13 protein-coding genes are annotated in these 18,222 nt (G+C 67.5%); 6 read left to right on the top strand and 7 right to left on the bottom strand.

Going from position 1 to position 18,222, the window contains the following annotated elements; genetic code table 11:
• The first annotated feature begins 51 nt into the window (after positions 1-51).
• Entirely contained in the window at positions 52-3,537 is a 3,486-nt protein-coding gene (locus tag F4Y45_14405) for a TM0106 family RecB-like putative nuclease (GenBank protein MXY25694.1), read from the top strand.
• Between the two features lie 27 nt (positions 3,538-3,564).
• Here F4Y45_14405 and F4Y45_14400 read toward each other — a convergent pair whose 3' ends face one another.
• Both F4Y45_14400 and F4Y45_14395 read right to left on the bottom strand, forming a co-directional pair.
• On the bottom strand, positions 3,565-5,259 hold the full coding sequence (locus F4Y45_14400) for a M28 family peptidase (protein MXY25693.1): 1,695 nt from the start codon (positions 5,257-5,259) through the stop codon (positions 3,565-3,567).
• A 27-nt stretch (positions 5,260-5,286) separates the two neighbouring features.
• A complete protein-coding gene (locus F4Y45_14395) occupies positions 5,287-7,389 on the bottom strand; it encodes a S9 family peptidase (protein MXY25692.1) in 2,103 nt (700 codons plus the stop codon).
• 101 nt (positions 7,390-7,490) lie between these two features.
• Between F4Y45_14395 and F4Y45_14390 the strand changes: the two genes are divergently transcribed.
• Entirely contained in the window at positions 7,491-7,943 is a 453-nt protein-coding gene (locus F4Y45_14390) for a hypothetical protein (GenBank protein ID MXY25691.1), read from the top strand.
• A gap of 35 nt (positions 7,944-7,978) precedes the next feature.
• Positions 7,979-8,980, top strand: a complete 1,002-nt coding sequence (locus F4Y45_14385; GenBank protein ID MXY25690.1) for a hypothetical protein — start codon at positions 7,979-7,981, stop codon at positions 8,978-8,980.
• A 42-nt stretch (positions 8,981-9,022) separates the two neighbouring features.
• Here the strand turns inward: F4Y45_14385 and F4Y45_14380 are convergent, their stop codons facing one another.
• From F4Y45_14380 to F4Y45_14370, 3 genes are all read right to left on the bottom strand, one after another.
• Positions 9,023-9,595, bottom strand: coding sequence for a hypothetical protein (locus tag F4Y45_14380; GenBank protein ID MXY25689.1), 573 nt, complete (start codon positions 9,593-9,595; stop codon positions 9,023-9,025).
• Positions 9,596-9,672: 77 nt separating this feature from the next.
• A complete protein-coding gene (locus F4Y45_14375; GenBank protein ID MXY25688.1) occupies positions 9,673-10,332 on the bottom strand; it encodes an alpha/beta fold hydrolase in 660 nt (219 codons plus the stop codon).
• 41 nt (positions 10,333-10,373) lie between these two features.
• Positions 10,374-11,213 (bottom strand): DUF4159 domain-containing protein, encoded by an 840-nt coding sequence (locus tag F4Y45_14370; GenBank protein MXY25687.1) that lies wholly within the window; start codon positions 11,211-11,213, stop codon positions 10,374-10,376.
• A gap of 124 nt (positions 11,214-11,337) precedes the next feature.
• On the opposite strand from F4Y45_14370, the gene F4Y45_14365 reads away from it, so the two are divergent.
• Together F4Y45_14365 and F4Y45_14360 are read left to right on the top strand one after the other, a co-directional pair.
• A complete protein-coding gene (locus tag F4Y45_14365) occupies positions 11,338-11,580 on the top strand; it encodes an AbrB/MazE/SpoVT family DNA-binding domain-containing protein (GenBank protein ID MXY25686.1) in 243 nt (80 codons plus the stop codon).
• Complete coding sequence (locus F4Y45_14360; protein MXY25685.1) at positions 11,580-11,990, top strand: type II toxin-antitoxin system VapC family toxin; 411 nt, start codon at positions 11,580-11,582, stop codon at positions 11,988-11,990. The genes F4Y45_14365 and F4Y45_14360 overlap by 1 nt, the downstream gene beginning before the upstream one ends.
• Before the next feature lie 20 nt (positions 11,991-12,010).
• Here F4Y45_14360 and F4Y45_14355 read toward each other — a convergent pair whose 3' ends face one another.
• Entirely contained in the window at positions 12,011-13,546 is a 1,536-nt protein-coding gene (locus tag F4Y45_14355; GenBank protein ID MXY25684.1) for a sulfatase-like hydrolase/transferase, read from the bottom strand.
• Positions 13,547-13,661: 115 nt separating this feature from the next.
• On the opposite strand from F4Y45_14355, the gene F4Y45_14350 reads away from it, so the two are divergent.
• On the top strand, positions 13,662-14,552 hold the full coding sequence (locus F4Y45_14350; GenBank protein ID MXY25683.1) for a DUF4097 domain-containing protein: 891 nt from the start codon (positions 13,662-13,664) through the stop codon (positions 14,550-14,552).
• 27 nt (positions 14,553-14,579) lie between these two features.
• Here the strand turns inward: F4Y45_14350 and F4Y45_14345 are convergent, their stop codons facing one another.
• On the bottom strand, positions 14,580-18,155 hold the full coding sequence (locus tag F4Y45_14345) for a DUF4175 domain-containing protein (GenBank protein MXY25682.1): 3,576 nt from the start codon (positions 18,153-18,155) through the stop codon (positions 14,580-14,582).
• Positions 18,156-18,222: the final 67 nt, after the last annotated feature.

Below are 18,222 nucleotides of genomic sequence, written 5' to 3'. Positions count from 1 at the left end.
TGATGCCCGCTGAACAAGTTCTGAATCGGCCCCGTGCTATGGTCCGGCGCGATGCGCCATGCCGACAGCCAGCTTCTGTTCTCGGCCACCGATCTCAGCCGGCATCTCGCGTGCAACCACCTGACGAGCTTGCGCCGCGCCGTCGCCCTCGGAACGATCGAATCACCGCCGCCGTACGACGATCCGCGCGCCGATGTGCTGAAGCAGCGCGGACTTGAGCACGAGCAGCGCCTTTTGGAGCAGTTCACGGCCAGCGGCCTCACGGTGGAGGTCATCACCGCGGCCGACGCACCATTCCTGGAGCGCGATCCCGCCGCTGCCGCTGCGCGCACCGAAGAGGCGATGCGCCGCGGCGTCGACGTGATCTACCAGGGGCGCCTGCGGGACGGGGCCGGGCGCTGGAGCGGCTACCCCGACTTCCTGCTCCGGGTGGGCCGGCCGAGCCGCCTGGGCGGCTGGTCGTACGAGGCGCTCGACGCGAAGCTGGCGCGAACGGCCAAGAGCGAGGCGCTGCTGCAGCTCCTCTTGTACTCGGACCTGTTGAGCCAGGCGCAGGGAACCGGCCCCGAGTGGATGCACCTCGCGCTGGGAGGGACGGACCACGAAGGCACGACGAAGTTTCGGGTGGTGGAGTATGCGGCCTACTATCGCGCCGTCCGCCGGCGGTTCGAGGCCCACGCTGCCGCACCGCCGGAGACGTATCCGGAGCCGGTCAGCCACTGCGACATCTGCGACTGGAGGCAATCGTGCGCAAGACAGCGCCGCGCCGACGATCACCTGTCGCTCGTCGCCGGCATAGCGCGCGGCCAGCGGCGCCGGCTTGTCGAGCGGAACGTGACGACGATGACCGATCTCGCCGCACTCCGCTTGCCTATGAACCCTCGACTGGAGGGTGTCACTGCGGGCGCGCTGACCCGGATCCGGGAGCAGGCCCGACTGCAGGTCCAGGGACAGCTTGAACGCCGGCACGTCCACGAGTTGATCACGCCCGTCGAGGCGGACAAGGGGCTTGCTTCGTTGCCGGAACCCTCCGGCGAAGACCTTTTCTTCGACCTCGAAGGAGACGCTTTCGCGGCGGACGGCGGCTTCGAGTACCTGTTCGGCGTTGCGGATCGGAACGGCCGCTACGACGCGTCCTGGGCGCTCGATCACGAGAGCGAGAAGCACGCGTTCGAACGCTTCATCGACCGGGCCCTGGCGAACTGGGCGCAACATCCCGGCTTTCACATCTACCACTACGGCGCCTACGAGACTGTCGCCGTCAAACGTTTGATGAGCCGTTACGCCACTCGCGAGGACGAAGTGGACTGCCTGCTGCGCGGCAGGGTGTTCGTCGACCTGCACCGCGCAGTGCGGCAAGGGCTGCGAGCCTCGGTCGAGAGGTACTCCATCAAGAACCTGGAGCCGTTCTACGGCTACGCGCGCGACGTCGATCTGACGGCCGCTACGCGGGCGCTCGTGCGGTTCGAGGCGGCACTGGAATCGGGTAACCCGGGCGTCATGGCGGAGACACTTCGCACGGAAATCGAGGGTTACAACCGGGACGACTGCCTCTCGACGCTTCGCCTCGCCGAGTGGCTGGAGACATGCCGCGGTGAGTTGGAGAATCTGACCGGCGAAGCGGTTCCCCGGCCGGCCAGCCGGGACGCGGAAGGCGATCGGGAGCGGGAAGAAACGACTGAAGCGGCGGCGCTCTTCGAGGCGCTAACTCGCGATCTGCCCGTCGACGACGACGATCTGGACGTCGATCAGCGGGCGCGGCGGCTCCTGGCGTACCTGCTGGAATTCCACCGTCGCGAGGACAAGTCGATGTGGTGGGAGTTCTTCGACCGCTGCGGTCTCAAGGGGGAGGAGTTCATCGAGAACCGGGCGACGTTGGGAGGGTTGACCTACGTCAGCGAAGTCGGGCAGGTCAAGCGATCCGTCGTCCATCGTTACCGCTTCCCGGAGCAGCAACACGAGATCGAAGCGGGAGACTCGCCAAAGAATCCGGCAACCGCCGAATCGGAGGAATTCAAGTGGGGATCTTGCGGCAAGGTCGTCGACATCGACGACGCGGCCGGAACCGTCGATCTGAAGCGAGTAAGCAACTCACCGGTTCCACATCCCGAAGCGCTCGTCCCGTTGGAGGTGGTTACCAGCGGGGTGTTGCAGGAGAGTCTCGTCCGGCTGGCCCAGGAAGTCATAGCCGACGGATTCCAACCCGACAGCCCGCGCCGCGCCGCGTTCGACCTGCTGCGGCGCTTCCCACCGCGCGTGGCGCCGACAGTCTCTGAGCCGGACCCATCGTGCGCCGATCCGAGGGGGCACCTCGTGGCGCCCGGCGAGAGTCCGCTCGAGGCGGTGCGGCGTATCGCGCGGCAACTCGATCGCTCGGTCCTGCCGGTCCAGGGTCCGCCCGGCAGCGGGAAAACCTATACCGGCGCGCAGGCCATCCTCGATCTACTGGCCGACGGTCGACGCGTCGGCGTGACGGCCAACAGCCACAAGGTGATTTCCAACCTGCTCGGCGCCGTCTGCCGCGCGGCCCCGGTCGACGTGCGTGGAATCCAGAAGGCGAAAGACGACGACGGCTGCCCTGACCAACGCATCGTCCAGGTCACGTCCAACGACGCAGTGGCCGCGGCGCTCGCGTCCGGCGAGGCGAACCTCGCCGGCGGCACCGCCTGGCTATGGGCGCGCGAGGAGATGGCGAGCGCGGTGGACGTGCTTGTCATCGACGAGGCGGGGCAGATGAGTCTCGCCAACACGCTTGCCGTCTCCCAGGCGGCGTCCAGCCTCGTGTTGCTCGGCGACCCGCGACAGCTCGATCAGCCCATCCAGGGCATCCATCCGCCGGGAGCCGACGTGTCGGCGCTCGGCCACCTCCTCGGCGGATCGGCGACGGTCGATCCGGCCCGCGGCGTCTTCCTCGACCATACCTGGCGCATGCACCCCGACGTCTGCGGATTCACGACCGAACAGTTCTACGCGGGGCGGCTCCGCTCGCGCCCCGGCCTTGACCGGCAGATTGTGCTCGGCACGGGCCCTCTGGCCGGCCGCGGCCTCCGCTTCATCCCCGTTGCGCATGCCGGGAACACGAATGCCTCGGACGAAGAGGCCGAACGTGTCGCGGCCTTGGTTCGTGACCTGCTCGAGGCCGACGCCGCCTGGATCGACCAGGACGGCGTTCGGAAGCCGCTGCGTGTGGCGGACATCCTGATCGTGGCGCCCTACAACGCGCATGTAGCGACGCTGCGGGCACGGCTTCCGGACGGCGCGCGGGCCGGCACCGTGGACAAGTTCCAGGGGCAGGAAGCGCCGATCGTTGTTTACTCGATGGCCACTTCGAGCGCCGACGAGGCGCCGCGCGGAATGGAGTTCCTGTACAGCCTGCACCGCCTCAACGTCGCCACCTCCCGCGCCCGCTGCGTGGCGGCCATCGTCGCCAGCCCGAGCCTGTTCGCGCCGGACTGCCGCACCCCGCAGCAGATGCGCCTGGCCAATCCCTTCTGCCGCTTCCTGGAGCTCGCTGAAGCGATACCTTTCGCTCAATAGGTCCACGAAGTGCCGGTCGATAGGCTCCTACTGCGGGCGCTGCGCCTCGCGAATCGCGCGGAACTCGCTGGTTTCGCTCCATGCCGGCCAGCGCTCGCTGCCGGCGAGCAGGGCGCCCATCTCGTACATGAACGTCAGGTCCTCGACGGCGCCGGACATGTCCCAGTCGGGTTTCACCTCGTCCGACACCTTGTGGTAGTCGTTCACGTTGTATTCGTTCCGCTTCTCCAGTCCGTAGCCGGGCGCCTTGCCGATGTACTCGACCCCCGGGTCGCCGTAGAAAGCGGGGACGCCGACCCGCGCGAACGAGAAATGGTCGGAACGGAAGTAGAAGCCCTTTTCCGGCTCCGGGTCGGGCGCGAGCGTCCGGTTGAGGCGCGCGGCAACCTCGGCCGCGACGTCATCCAGCTCTGACTGCCCGTAGCCGACGACCGTCAGGTCGCTCGTCCGCCCCCACTGATTGAGCACGTCCATGTTGATCGCGGCAACCGTCTGCGCCGTCGGATAGAGGGGGTTCTCGCCGTAGTGGCGCGAACCGAGCAGCCCCTGCTCCTCCGCCGTCACCGCGAGGAACAGCACCGTGCGCCGCGGCGGCTCGGCCGCCGCCAGGAACGCCCGCGCGATCTCGATCAGGCCGGCCGTCCCGGTCGCGTTGTCGGCCGCGCCGTTGTAGATCTGATCCCCCTCCAGGCTCGTGTCGCGCCCCATGTGATCCCAGTGCGCGCAGTAGATGACCACCTCGTCCGGCGCCTCGCTCCCGGGGATCCTCGCGACGAAGTTCTGCGATGCGATCCGCCGCAGCTCGTTCCGGATCCGGAGGCTGCCCGTAACGCCGAGCGGAACCGGCCGGAACTCACGTGTGGCGGCCTGCGCCTTCGCCTCCTCGAAGTCGAGACCCGCCATCTGGAACAGCGACTCGGCGGTGGCGCGCTGCACCCAGCCCTCGAACGTGGCTCGCCCGAGATTGTCGTCGGCGGCCACCAAGTCGAACGCCTCGCCGTAGGGCGAGCTCCCGACCACTTCCCACGGGTAGCCGGCCGGGCCGGTCTCGTGGATGACCAGCGAGCCGGCCGCGCCCAGCTCCGCTGCAATCTCGTGCTTGTAGGTCCAGCGGCCGTAATAGGTCATCGCGTTGCCGCCGAAGATGTCCTCGAGGGGCGGGTCGTTCACCAGGAAGAGGAGGATCTTGCCGCTGAGGTCGGCGTCCCCGAAGTCGTCCCAGTCGTACTCCGGTGCCCGGGCGCCGTAGCCGACGAAGACGAACTCGGCATCGTTCACTTCCACCTCGTCGACGACATGCTTGGTCGCGGCGACATAGTCGGCCGCCGGCTCCAGCGTCCGGCTTTCGCCGTTCGCGGTGACGGTCAGGTTGTCGCCCGGCTGCGGCGTGATGCCGACGAGCGGAACGTCCTGCACCCAGGTGCCGTCCGGGTTACCCGGCTCCGCCCCGACCGCTTCGAACTGCTCCGTCAGATAGGCAAGCGTCAACTCCTCACCGCGTGAACCGGGCGCCCGCCCCTCGAACTCGTCCGAGGCCATGCGCTCGGTCGCCGCCATGAGCGTCTCGACAGAGATCCCGTCCGCAACGACCGACGGCGGCGCATCGGTTGCCGCCGAGCCGTCCGCCGGCGGGGAGTCGGGCATCGCCCCGCCACCGCACGCGCCAGCCGCTGCCGCCATTACCATCACCACCACCCACACCCGCATGCCACGCGCTGTCATCCCATCCTCCTACCGCGTTCCCGCGGGCTATTCGCGTCCCACCTGCCAGAGCAGAAAGCTGATCGTGTCGACCATCTCGTCGATCTGCTGGCTCACCGGCTGGCCCCCGGAGTGACCCGCCTGCGTGTGATAACGCAGCAGAATCGGGTTCTTCGATCCGTTCCTTGCCTGCATCAGCGCCGCCATCTTACGCGCGTGCAGCGGCGCGACGCGTGTATCGCCGTCGCCGGAAAGATAGAGGGTTGCCGGATAGTCGCCGCCGTCGGTCACGTTGTGGTACGGCGAGTAAGCGTGCAACCACTCGAACTGTTCGGGATCCTCGCTCGAACCGTACTCGGGCACCCAGAAGCTGGCGACCAGGAACTGGTGGTAGCGGATCATATCGAGCAGCGGATAGGTGCAGACGACCGCGCCGAACAGGTCTGGGCGCTGATTCGAGACGGCGCCCACCAGCAAGCCGCCGTTGCTTCCGCCCCGGATCGCCAGGTGCTCGCTGCTGGTGTACCCCTCGGCGATCAGGTGCTCGGCGGCGGCGATGAAGTCATCGTAGACATTCTGCTTGTTCGCTAGCATGCCTGCCTCGTGCCATCCCTCGCCAAACTCGCTCCCGCCGCGGATGTTGGCAAGGGCGAAGACGCCGCCCGACTCGAGCCAGGTCGTCGCGAGGGCGGAGAACAGCGGCGTCATCGCGTTGTTGAAGCCGCCGTATCCCGTGAGCAGCGTTGGGTTCGCGCCGTCCAGCGTTACCCCGGGTGGGGCGACGACGAACATCGGGACGCGCGTGCCGTCCTTTGAATGGAACCACCGCTGCGTCACTTCGTAGGCGGCCGGATCGACCGGCGTTTCCGGCGCGGCCCAGACAGACTGCTCGCCGGTCGCGATGTCATAGCGGTAGATCGTGCGCGGGACATGGAAGGTTTGAAACGTGAAGAACGCTTCGTCGCTCATCCAGCGACCGGCGCCGCCACCGACGGATCCGACCGTGTCGAAGGCGAGATCCCGGACATGCGCACCGTCCAACTCGTGGATGGCGACGCCCGGCTGGACGTCCTGCAGAAAGAACACGACCAGCTTTCCTCCGAGCGAACTGGCCCCCTGCACGACCACACCCTCCCGTTCCGGGATTACCTCGCGCCACTCCTCGACCGCCGGGTTCGCCGGATCGGCCACGACGACCCGCTTGTTCGGCGCATCCAGGTTCGTGACGATGACGAACTGATCGCCGGCAAAGTGGCCCCACGACTCCGAAACGCCATCGGCAATGACGGTCACGAACGGCGTGTCGTTCGCGAGGTCCTTGATGTGGATTTCGGTCGGACCGGACGATCCTTCGATCACGTGCACGGCCATCCACCGGCCGTCGTCGGAGATCACCGTCGAGGGGATCTGATGCTGCTCATAACCCTCGCCGAAGAGCTGCACGTCCTCCGCCATCGGCGACCCGAACGCGTGGAACATGACGCGCGGCGTCACATCCCCGTAGCGCTCGTAAAAGAGGCCGCTGCCGTCGGGAGCCAGCAGCACGGACCCGTGGCGCGCGGGCGGCAGCACGTCCGGCAAGTCCTCGCCGCTGTCGACGTTGCGGACATGGATCGCCACCTCGTCGACGCCTCCTTCACGTACGGCATAGACCGCCATGGTCCCGTCGTCCGACAGGTCCCGCAACTCGACCGACGTCGTGTGGTCCGGGCTCATCGGATGCGGGTCGATCAGCACCTGATCCGCGCCGTCGAGGCCGTCGCGCCAGTAGAGGACTGACAGGTCCTGATCCGCGCGACGACGGCTGAAGAAGTAGCGCCCGCCCCGCTCGTTCGGCAGGCCAATCGTGTCACGCTCCAGCACCGCCGCGGCTCGCTCGCGAAGCGCTTCGCGGCCGGGGAGGCCATCCAGAAGGCTGTCCGTGTAGGCATTCTGGGCATCAATCCACGCCCGCGTCTCCGGTGCGTCCTGATCCTCCAGCCAGCGGTACGGGTCCGCGATCTCGACGCCGTGGAGTGTGTCGACGACTTCACGTACGTCGGTGGGCGGTGGTGGTGGCACCTCGATGCCCCGATCGATCACGGTCTCCCCTACGCAGGCGGTCAGCAACGCGGTGGCGGCAATCCAGGCGCCCTGTCGCAATCCGGCCATGTTCTCCTCCGAACCTCGAAACACTCAGCGTAGCGCATCTTGCGGCATCTGCGTCGAGATGCGGAGGTCCGACCTTCAGTTGTGGCACCATTGGGCAACCCATGCCGATCCCACGGTCGAGGATGATCCTCCCGGTTCTGATCTTGGCGACGTTCGCGCTGGCGTTCGCTTTCGCCGTGCCGGCCGCGGCGGCGGACGGGGTTGCCGTCGGCGGGGTGATGCGCTTCGCCACCGGCGAGGTCGCTTTCATAGGCGGATTCGGCGGGTTGGCGGTCGAGGTCTGGAGCGTCGAGCCGTACGGCTATGTGAGTCACGATGCCGGCGTCTGGGCGATACAGGCCGGCGTCGCCGTGCCGGTCATGCGCATGGACGCGGCGCGCGTCCTGCTCCGATTCGGCACCAGCACGGCCGTCAGCGGCCCGGCGGTCGATCCGGACGTCAACGCGACCGTCGGCGCGGGCGTGCGGATTGGAAGGCGCGTCGGCGTCATGGCCTCGGTCGACCGCGCGCGGGAGTTCACCTTGTCCCGCGCAGGCTTGTTCGTCGGCTGGTGATAGTCTGGACACCGGGAGCGAGACCGGGGGAGACCATGCAGAACGCGCACACCTACACCCGTCGCCAGTGGTTGACCACCGTCGGCGGCGCCGCCGGAGCGGCGGCGCTGATGCCGTCGCTGTCGTTGCGGGCGGCGGAGGCGAAACCGATGCGCGGGGCGTTCATGATTCTGAGCACTCCGTACACCGATGCCAACGAGGTCGACTACGAGGATCTCGCAAACCAGGTGGATTTCTGCGAGCGCTGCGGCATCCACGGCCTGGTCTGGCCGCAGAACTCGAGCGAGCAACGGCACCTGTCGAAGCGGGAACGGCTGCGCGGTTTCGACGTGCTGGCCGAAGCCGCCAAGGGCCGGCAGCCCGCGCTCGTCTTCGGCGTGCAGGGGGACGACACGAAGGGCATGCTGGAGTACGCCCGACACGCGGAGGCCCTGAGCCCGGACGGCATGATTGCCATCCCGCCGACCGAGGCGACGACCCTGCAGGAGTTCCGTGACTACTACGCGGCGCTCTGCGGCGTCACCGACCGCCCCATCTTCTTCCAGACCAGTGGCGGCGCGCCGGACGTCGTTCCGACCGTCGAGTTCATGGTGGACATGGCGCGGGAGTTCCCGAACCTAGCCTACGTGAAGGAAGAGCGGGAGCCGGTTCACGAGCGGATGCTCGCGCTGAAGCCGCACCGGCCGGACACCATCAAGTCCATCTTCGGCGCCGCGTTCGGGCGGCAGTGGCTCTACGAGATGCGACTCGGCATGGACGGTGTGATGACCGGCGGCGTCATGTACGCCGACATCTACGCCCGGCTCTGGGAGCTGCACGAGGCGGGCAAGAAGGACGAGCTCCGCGACCTGTTCAGCCGGCTGCTCCTGATGCTGAATCTCGATCGCTCCATCCCGGGGATCCGGCTCTACGTCCTGAAGAAGCGCGGCATCTTCAAGACGATGCAGTCCCGGCGCGGCGACTACAGCTTTACGCCGGATCAGACGGCGGAGATCGACTACCGCCTGGAAGCGCTAAGACCGTACTTCCGCGCGTAGCAGCAAGTCCCCGGCGGCGCGCATTGCACGCGGCGGCTGAACCTACGTCGACGCCAGGCCAAGGACGCCGAGTAGAGCGACCCCGGCGACGAGCGCGAACAGCAGGCCCGCAAGGAAGAACGGCAGCCAGGTCAGCAGCAGCGCAAGAAAGGCCATGCCGGTCGATAGCCGAGCGACGCGAGAGATGGCCGTTACCTGGGCAGCCGCGCTGTAGAAGGGCGCGACGATCCACCCCAGAAGCGGCACGAGGCCGACGACGAGCGGCGCCTGGGCAAAACCGAGCGCTCGATACCACTCGATGAAGGCGGCGGGGTGGCCGCCGAACAGCCGCGTGACCAGCATGACCAGGAGCGCCTGAACCGCGAGGAAGACGAGTGCGCCGGGCACGACGAAGAAGAAGAGAACGAGGCTCGCCACACCGCCGCTCAATGTCGCGGCGACGCTGACGACGACAATCGCCTGGCCCGTGGCGGGCGCAGCCGCAACTTCCGGGTAGACGCTCGTATCAAAGGAAAAGACGCGGGCGATCCGGGCCATGAAACCGGAATTCGCGCCGGGCGCGCTCCTGGCTGAAGGCGAAGCGGCGGTCGAACCAGTTTCGTCAACGGTGCTCATGAGATGCCCCCTTTCCGGCCATCGCGGTCCGCCGGAACCTCCCGACATGCGCAATGCTGCGCCAACCGTTCACTGCCCTACGCGAGCACGCGCGCCAGCCATGCTCCGATGTCCCGTACCTCCTCCCCACAGACGGTGTGCGGCATCTGATACTCGTGGTATTCCACCTGGTAACCCGTCGACGTCAGGAGATCCCGCGTCCCATGCGCCAATCTCACCGGCACCATCGGGTCGTCGGTCCCATGCCCCTGGAAGACCGGGACAGCCCGGTTCGCCTCCGACAACTCCGCCTCCAGCGTCTCGTGCAGCACCAGGTAGCCGGACAGGCACATCACCCCCGCCAGGGCCGCCGGATGCCGCAGGCCGGTGAACAACGCCATCGCGCCGCCCTGCGAGAATCCGGCCAGCACGATCCGGCGCTCCGGGACGCCACGCTCCACCTCGTGCCCGATCAACTGGCCGATCCGCTCTGCTGATGCCCGGATCCCGGTTTCGTCCTGATCGCGCGGCCCGAAGCCCCGGATGTCGTACCAGGCCGGCATCACCCATCCCTGGTTGATGGTCACCGGCATCCGCGGCGCGTTCGGAAACACGTAGCGCACGTTCAGATCCGCCGGAAGCCCCAGCTCCGGAGGTATCCCGTAGAAGTCGTGCGCGTCTGCCCCGAGCCCATGCATCCAGATGACGGATGCCCCGGGCGGACCCGGCGGGTCGATTTCCAGCGTGTCGAGGAGCAGCGTGGCAGGCAGCGGATCCGTCCGTCCAGCGATATCGACCACTAGTTCGTCATCGCGTGGACGACGGTGTTGATTCCCACGGCGTAGGCCTTGACGGAGAAGCGGTAGAAGAACTCGTAGTCCTCCCCTTCCCGCTCCCAGCCGTCGGCGATGTCCGTGTTGTGACTCATCAGCACCATCAGCCGGCCGTTGGCGTCGGCGATGCCACGGAAGTGCACCTCGTCGCTCCGCATGCCGCGTTCCGACGTCGTGGCGCCGCCGCTCCGCCGCCAGTGCTGAATGGAGGGGATCTGGGGGATTTCGTCCACGTCGTACTGCACGCTGTGGATCGGGTGGTCGTCGGGGATGTCGAAGATCGGGTAGTTCCCCGGCGGTAGCACCTTGCTGATCTCATTGAGCCACTGCTCCCAGGCGTAGGGCCCCCAGAAATCGTCCACCCAGAGGAAGCCCCCCTTCAGCAGGTAGTCGCGCAGGCGGTCCACTTCGAGCGCGCTCAGGTAAATCGTGCCGACGTCCGACATGAAGATGAACGGATAGTTGAACAGCTCGTCGTCGGTCAGCCGGACGACAACGTGATCCGGATCGTTGCGGTGGTCGAAGCCGACGTGGGTCGTCGTCATTTCCGACAGGCGGATCATCAGATTCTGATCCGCTGACGGATAGTCGGTGTACCAGCCCTGACCGCCCGGCTCGCGGCGGTCGCTGTCATACAGGATGCGCGAGAAGGTGAAGGCGCGGTGCGTGGGCGAGGCCTCCGGGAACTTCGGCGGCATCCGGTACCAGCCGCCCCGCCAGCCGCGCTGTGCGAGGGCGTCCGGCCCGCCGGCAACCGCGAGTGCGATCGCCCCGATGCCCAACGCCGCCGCCAGCTTCCAGCGCATGCGCAGTCCCTCCCTGCGTATTCGGCATCATACCCCACGAGCCGACCGCCAACTCCTCGCGGCGCGTAGGAACGTCGCCGGGTATGATATATATCATGGGATATTACATAGGGGAGCATCCGTCATGAAGTCGGCACCCGACTATCGAGGCGTCGCCAAGGTGTTCTGGAGCGGACGCAGCCAGGCCGTGCGTCTCCCGGCCGCATGCCGTTTCGAGACAACGGAAGTCGAAATCGTCAAGGTGGACGATCAGTTGACTCTGCGCCCGCGCGGCAAGGATTGGCGCGCGTACTTCAGCGCCCGATCGCGCGGGTCCCTGCCGGCGCGGGAAGACCTGCCGCTCGACGAACGGGACCGGGTGCGCTGATGTTCATGCTGGACACCAATATCTGCATTTATGTCATCAATGAGCGCGACAGAGTCTTGCTGGAGCGATTCGAAGCAGAAGCCGGCGACATTTGCATTTCCGCGATTACGTGGGCCGAACTCTGCTACGGGGTCGAGCACTCAGTCCAGCGCCGCCGGAACGTTCGGGAGCTCAAGGAGTTTCGAAGGAACCTCGATATCGTGCCGTTCGACACGGCGGCGGGTGGTCACTACGGTGTGATCCGCCAGGCGCTTGTCCGGCACGGACGGCCGATCACGGCAAACGACATGCTGATCGCCGCGCATGCTCGAAGCATGAGCGCGACCCTGGTCACCAACGACGAAGGGCACTTCCGACGGGTACCGGGGCTGAAAGTGGAGAACTGGCTCTTCGGGCAGGGAGCGCGCTGACTTCTGCGCGTGCCGCCTGATCAACGCTCTGCCGTCGCCCCGTCGAGATAGCGACGCCCGGCCACCACGGACGTCTGGGCCGTGACGCGGTAACCCGCGTCGGGCGTTTCCGCCGTCACTTCATCTGACTCCACGTCCCCTTCCGCTTCCGGCCCGTCGACGAACGCCTCGGTCAGCGCGCGGCCGGCCATGGCGGATCCGGCCGGCAGGCCGAGCAGAGAGAGAATCGTCGGCGCGAAGTCGACATTCGATGACGGCAGCGACACCTCCACGCCGGATCTCAGGTCCGGGCCGGCGGCGATCAACGTATTGTGGATATCGAACGGGCTGGTGCTGCCGTGGCCCGCCGTGCCATACGAGGCAGCGGTCCCACGATAGCCGTACTCGTTCTCGGCGTCGGTCCATGCCGGTGAGTAGAGGATGTCGGCGGCGCGCGGATGGTCCCATCGCGCGACTTCGAACGACAGCGTCCCGGGCACCCGCCCGCCGCGCGTGAAGATCGCCCCGACCCGCTCCGAGGCTTGCAGCGCCTCGACGATCCCCGACACCGAATCCGCGTCTCCGTCGCGGACGTAAATCGCGTCCGACCCGGCGACGACACGTGGCGATCCGTCCGCCAGCGTCCCCAAGAAGGGCTCAACCAGCGCCGGGAGGTCGACAAAGCCGGTGTGCGTCGAGAATCCATGGTCCGACGTCACCCAGATGTTGAAGTCGTCCCGCCGCCCGGACGCGTCCAGCGCGTCCTGCAGCCGCCCCAGCTCCGCGTCCACGGCACGTATCGACTCCATCGACGTCGGATGTCCGACGCCATGCACATGGGCGGTGGTGTCGGGATCAGTGAGCCACATGAACGTGACGGTTGGGTCGACGACGTCCAGCCCAACCTCGAGGAACGCATCGACGATGTACCGGTTCCGCTCGTCGCTCGGCGATTCGAGCGTGGGTGGCGGCCCGAGCTGCTGCGCCACGCGCTCGGCCAGAGACTCCGGCAACACGTATTCGTAGTGGATGATTCCCCCTCCGGCGACGGTGTGGTTCAGCAGGAACGACGATCCGCTCGACCCGGCGCTCACGGCCAGCAGGCGCTCGCCCGCCTCCTGCAGGAGCTCTCCCAGCGTCGGGGCCGTCAGCAGTTGCCCTCCTTCGGCCTCCTCGACGCGCAGCAGGTTCGCCCGATCGGAGGTGGTGAGGAACCGCGTCGCGTCCACCTCCGGAAAGAAGACCGCGTTCCCCATCAACCCGTGCGTTTCCGGGTAGGCGCCGGTCGAGATAGAGGCCGCATTCACGCGCGTCACCGTGGGATAGACGGCATGATGATTCGTGAATACGACGCCCCGCTCGCCGAGCGCGTACAGATTCGGCATCGTCTCCGGCGTGACGTAGTCGGGCCGGAGGCCGTCGAGGACGATCAGGAGGTTGCGGCTCGGCGCGGTCTGTGCGGAGCCGGGAGCGGACCCGGGCCCGTCGAGTTCCGCGTCGCTCGGGGACGGCTGGCCGCAACCGGCCAGGAGCACTGCGGACAGGCAGACGATGGCGATGCGCGGCAATGCCTTCATATCCTTCCCGTCGAAGAATCATAGTCGGATCTGCGGTCCGTCAACCGGCCGGGAACCTCATTGCGACGCTACGCGTATAACGGAATACCCACGCCGGAGCAGAGGAGGGTAGGCGATGCAGTGGATACCCAGGTTGGTACTCGTCGGAATCGTCGTCGCCGCGACGACAGGTTGCGTGAACACGGCACTCCTCACGTCTTCGCTCAGTGCGCAGGAAGCAGTCTCGGGCGAGCCGTTTACGTGGGAGGGTGAACTCGCGGCCGGAAATCAGGTGAAGATCATCGGGCGGAACGGCCGGATCAGGGCCGAGCCGTCATCGAGCGGTCAAGTCGAGGTGCATGGCGAACGGCGCGGCCACTACGCGGATGAGATCCGCATCGAGGTGACCGAGCATGCCGATGGCGTCACCATCGAAGCGGTCTATCCCGAACGGGACTGGTGGCCCCGTGGCTGGTTCGGGCCGTCCCCGCGTATCAACTTCTCTGTCGCCGTTCCCGCCGATGTGGACCTGGTAGCGCGCAGCCGCAACGGTAGCGTCGCAGCGGAAGGCCTCGACGGCGATGTGGACGTCGAGACGCGGAACGGGTCGGTCACCTTGACTGGCATTGTCGGGGACGCGCGGGCGGTGACCCGCAACGGTAGTGTCACGGTGACGGCCGACGGCAACGCCGACCTCCGGACTCGCAACGGCCGCATCCGCGTGGAGGCGGGCGGCCGGGCGCGAGCCCGCACGCGAAACGGCAGCGTCAACGCCACGCTGGGCAGTGCGGACTGGACCGGGGATGCCGCGTTCGAGACGCGAAACGGCAGCGTGACGGTGAGGGTGCCGGAAACGATCGACGCCGACGTGTCGATACGGACCGACCGCGGCTCCATCCGCACCGACCTCGCGGTCGACGCCCATACGGACAAACGCCGCCACCTGGAAGGCCGGCTTGGCAATGGCGGCCGCGACCTGCGTCTCAAGACCCGGAACGGGTCCATCCGCCTTCTGGCGGCGGAGTGAGGCGGCAGGGCGGCTGGCTCGGCGGGACTAGTCGTCCTCCGACAGCGACCGGAAGTACTCCTCGACCAGGTCGCGGAAGCTGTCCGGCATTTCCTCGTTGCCCGCGAGGAAGAGCTCTTCGTTTTCCTCGGTGATCTCACGGCGGAGGCGGTACTCGAAGCGCTTCAGCTCTTCGAGGACGAACGCCTGGAGCTTCGCAATCGCTTCCGGATCCTGGTAGCGGCGCAGATCGTCGAGTTCGCGCATCTGCTGGATGATCGCATCCAGGTCGCCCACCTCGAACTGCTCCTCGTTCAGCAGGCGGCGCAACCCCTCCATTTCGCCGGCGCGCTGCGTGTACTCGCGGCTCCACTGTCGGATGTCGCCCGGTTCCCAGACGGTCGTTCCCGGCCGGCGATCGCCCCAGCCATAGCCGCCCAAGACGCCGCCGTAGCTGTTTCCGCCGCCCGGCTGCCCGTCGACACCGCCCGGCTGCGCGCTCGGATTGTCACCCTGGCCCGGCTGGCCGCCCTGCTGTCCCTGCTGGCCGCCTTCCTGGCCTGACTGGCCCTGCTGCGCCTGTTGTCCCTGCTGGCCTTCCTGGCCCTCGCCCGGTTGCGCCTCCTGGCCTTCCTGGCCCTCCTGCCACATCCGGTGGTCGAGTGACTCCAGGCTGCGCATCAGGTCGCGCGTCTGCTCCAGCGCCTGCGCCATCCGGTCTCCCTCTGAGCGCCCGACGGCGGCCGCAGCTTCCTCGAGCATCTCCGCGAGCTCCTCGATGTCGCCGCCGATCTCCGACTCGAAGGCGTTGGCCGTCTCGCCCGGACGGCTCCGGACCAGGCCGCGCGAGTACCGGATCTTCTCCTTCAGCTTGTTGTCGCGGATGCTCGCCGCCGCTTCCTGCAACTCGCGCGACGCGTCCCGCTCGTCGCGCCGGAACTCGGCCGACGTGGAATCGATGGACCGCTCCAGGTCGGCCACCTCCTCCTCCATCGCCGTCTTCTGCTCCAACATGCTGCGGAGCGCGGGGGCACGATCCTCGTCGGGAAGGCCGGGGAACTCCGCCACCTCGCCCTGCATCTCACGCTGCTGATCGGCCAGGCGGTTGGCTCGCTGCAATTGCTCCTGGATGTCCCGCTCGAGCCGGCCCCGCTGCTCGGAGCCCAAACGCTCCTGCACTTCGCGCAGCCGATCGAGCGCGGTCCCCGCCTCCGAGAAGCCGAGGTTGTCATCGTTGGCGGCGGCGCGCCGCATCGCGTCGGCCGCTTCCTGGAGACGGCGCGCCGCGTCCATCATCTGCGGGGAGTTCTGCTCGCGCGCGAGCCGCTCGAGCCGCCGGGCGGCTTCTTCCGCCTCCTCGGCCAGGGCGCGCTGGCCACCGCCGCCGCCCTGGGTCGACTGCTGTCCGCGGGCACGGCGGCGCTGGCGCTCCGCTTCGCGCTCCTGCCGGCGCGCCAGCTCGCGGAGCCGCTCCATGAGCTCGTCGATCGTCTCGTCCGCCTGCTGCTGCTGGCCGCGCTGCAGCGTCTCGTACTGGTTCCGCATCTTGTCGAGCTCCAGCTCGAACAAGTCGGCAAGATCCTCGGCCGCCTGGGCGTTGCCTCCGCCACCGCCGCCTCCGCCACCGCCCATGGTGACCATCACCTCTTCGTACGCTTCCTCCGCCCGCTGCAGGAACTGCAACGAACGCTGCTCGTGCGGCAGCGCGCCATCGGCATCCTGCTCCTGCAGCTCGTCCTCCGCCTCGCGCATCGCTTCGGCCGCCTGCGGCAGGATGTCCTGGATGGTGCGGAACGCCGGATCGGCCGGCATGACGCGGCTGTTCATCCGGCGGATGAGGGTCTCCACCTGCTCCCGCAGCCGTCCCTGCGCAAGCGTCAGGAAGACCACGTTCTCCTGGAACTCCTCGTCGGTGTAGTCCTCCTGATCACGGATGAGGTTGAAGGTCGCGGAGATGATCTCTCGCTGCGCCTTCGACAGTTCGCGCGCGTCGGCGCCGCCGCCCGCGCCGCCCATCCCGCCGCCCTGCGACTGCTGCTGGCGGAAATCGGAACTGTACCGGCGGATCTGGATGAAGTAGAGGTCCGACTTGACGTCGTCGTTCTCCTGCAGCAGGTTCCGGTCGGTCGCCCGCGCGTAGTAGCTGAGGAAGTCGCCGGGCTCCAGCTCCAGCTCCTCCAGGAAGAACGTGTGCCCGGCGGAGACTTCCTTGAGCGCGTTGTCGCCCGCGCCGCCGCTGCTGAACAGGCTGACCGATTCCTCCGGTCCGCCGTTCACCGAGTAGACCACGTCGAGCGAGTAGAGGCCGAAATCGTCATCGGCGCGCGCCTCGACGAAGACTTCCTCGATGGCGTTCGCGGTGGTGTCGCGGCCCGGCCGGATGAACATGGCCGAGGGCGGCTGATCCGTCAGGACATCGATCGTGTACTGCGGCGACGCGGTAACCAGATCTCCGGACGGCGCCTGCAGATCGATCCGGTAGAAGCCTTCTTCCTCCACGACGAAACTGGCCGTCAGAGATCCATCCTCCGCGCCGATCAGGTCGAGGGTTTCCCCGTCACCATCATCGAAGACCAACATGCCGCCGGCAGTCCCCATGGTGGGGATGGCGCGCAGCCGCACTTCCGTTCCCCGCAGGACCGCGATGTCGCCGCCCTGCTCCACGAGACGAGGTTCCAAACCGGTGTAGGCCGGGAAGTGGTACTCAAGTTCCAGCCGCTCGACGTACGGCAGGTCGAGAACGTCGAGCGTGTAGGTAGCCGACTCCACGCCGGTCGACTCGACGTGATAGTCAACCGCTTCCTGCAGATCGAATAGCAGCACCTCGTAGGTCCCGGCCACCATCTCGCCAGCGTCGTTCTCGACCGGAATCAGCGGCAGGCGCTCGACGGTGTCGCCGGCGCCGGCGCTGCGCATCAGCAGGTTGACTTCTTCCGCTTCGAAGCCGAGCAGTCGCGCCGTGATCGTCTGATCGGCGCCGCGCGCGACGGTGGCGTCGCCCGGCAGTACGTCGATCTGGTACGGACTGGACGCCTCCACGTCGGCCATCGGAGTCAGAAGGGCCGACAGCCCGTGCCGCAGGTAGGCCGGACCGAAAACGAACAGGAGGACCGCGGCAAGACCGGCCGCGACCAACATGCCGGAGGACCGCTGCAACTGGTTCTGCTCGACGCTGCGTCCCATGTCGACGTCGCGGACGCGCTCGGCCGCGGACTCGATGAGCCGGTGGACCAGCTCCGGCGAGTGATCCGCGGCACGCTCCCGCTTCCCCTTGCCAGCCTCTTCAACGGCGCTCAACACCGCTGCCTGCAGAGATGGCTCGTTTTCTTCCAGGTAGAGAGCCACCTGTTCGTCGGAGACGCGGCGCGAGATCGGACGGATGAAGAACCACCAGCCCGCGGCCAGCAGCGCGAGGTAGGTGACGACGCGGAAACCGATGATGGCGGCCGGCGAGAACTTCATCAGTTCCAGGCCGTACGACGACGCGAGCAGCGTGCCGAGCGCGGCCGCCACGAGCACCGCGATGCTCCGCAGTCCGACACGAAGGCGCCACCGGTTCCGTACGTGCCGGATCGCCCGCAGGAGCTCGTCCCGTTCACCGGTCAGCAGTGGCTCGTTCAGCATCGTTGTCGCCTTCCGTTCTAAGCCGCCGGGCCCGTCCGTCCGAATCCGCAGACCCGGGAACGTCCCA

It is taken from the genome of Acidobacteriota bacterium, assembly GCA_009838525.1.
In the GTDB taxonomy this organism is placed as follows: domain Bacteria; phylum Acidobacteriota; class Vicinamibacteria; order Vicinamibacterales; family UBA8438; genus VXRJ01.
The sequence above is the reverse complement of the archived record's forward strand: the minus strand, read 5'-3'. Positions and strand labels throughout refer to the sequence as shown.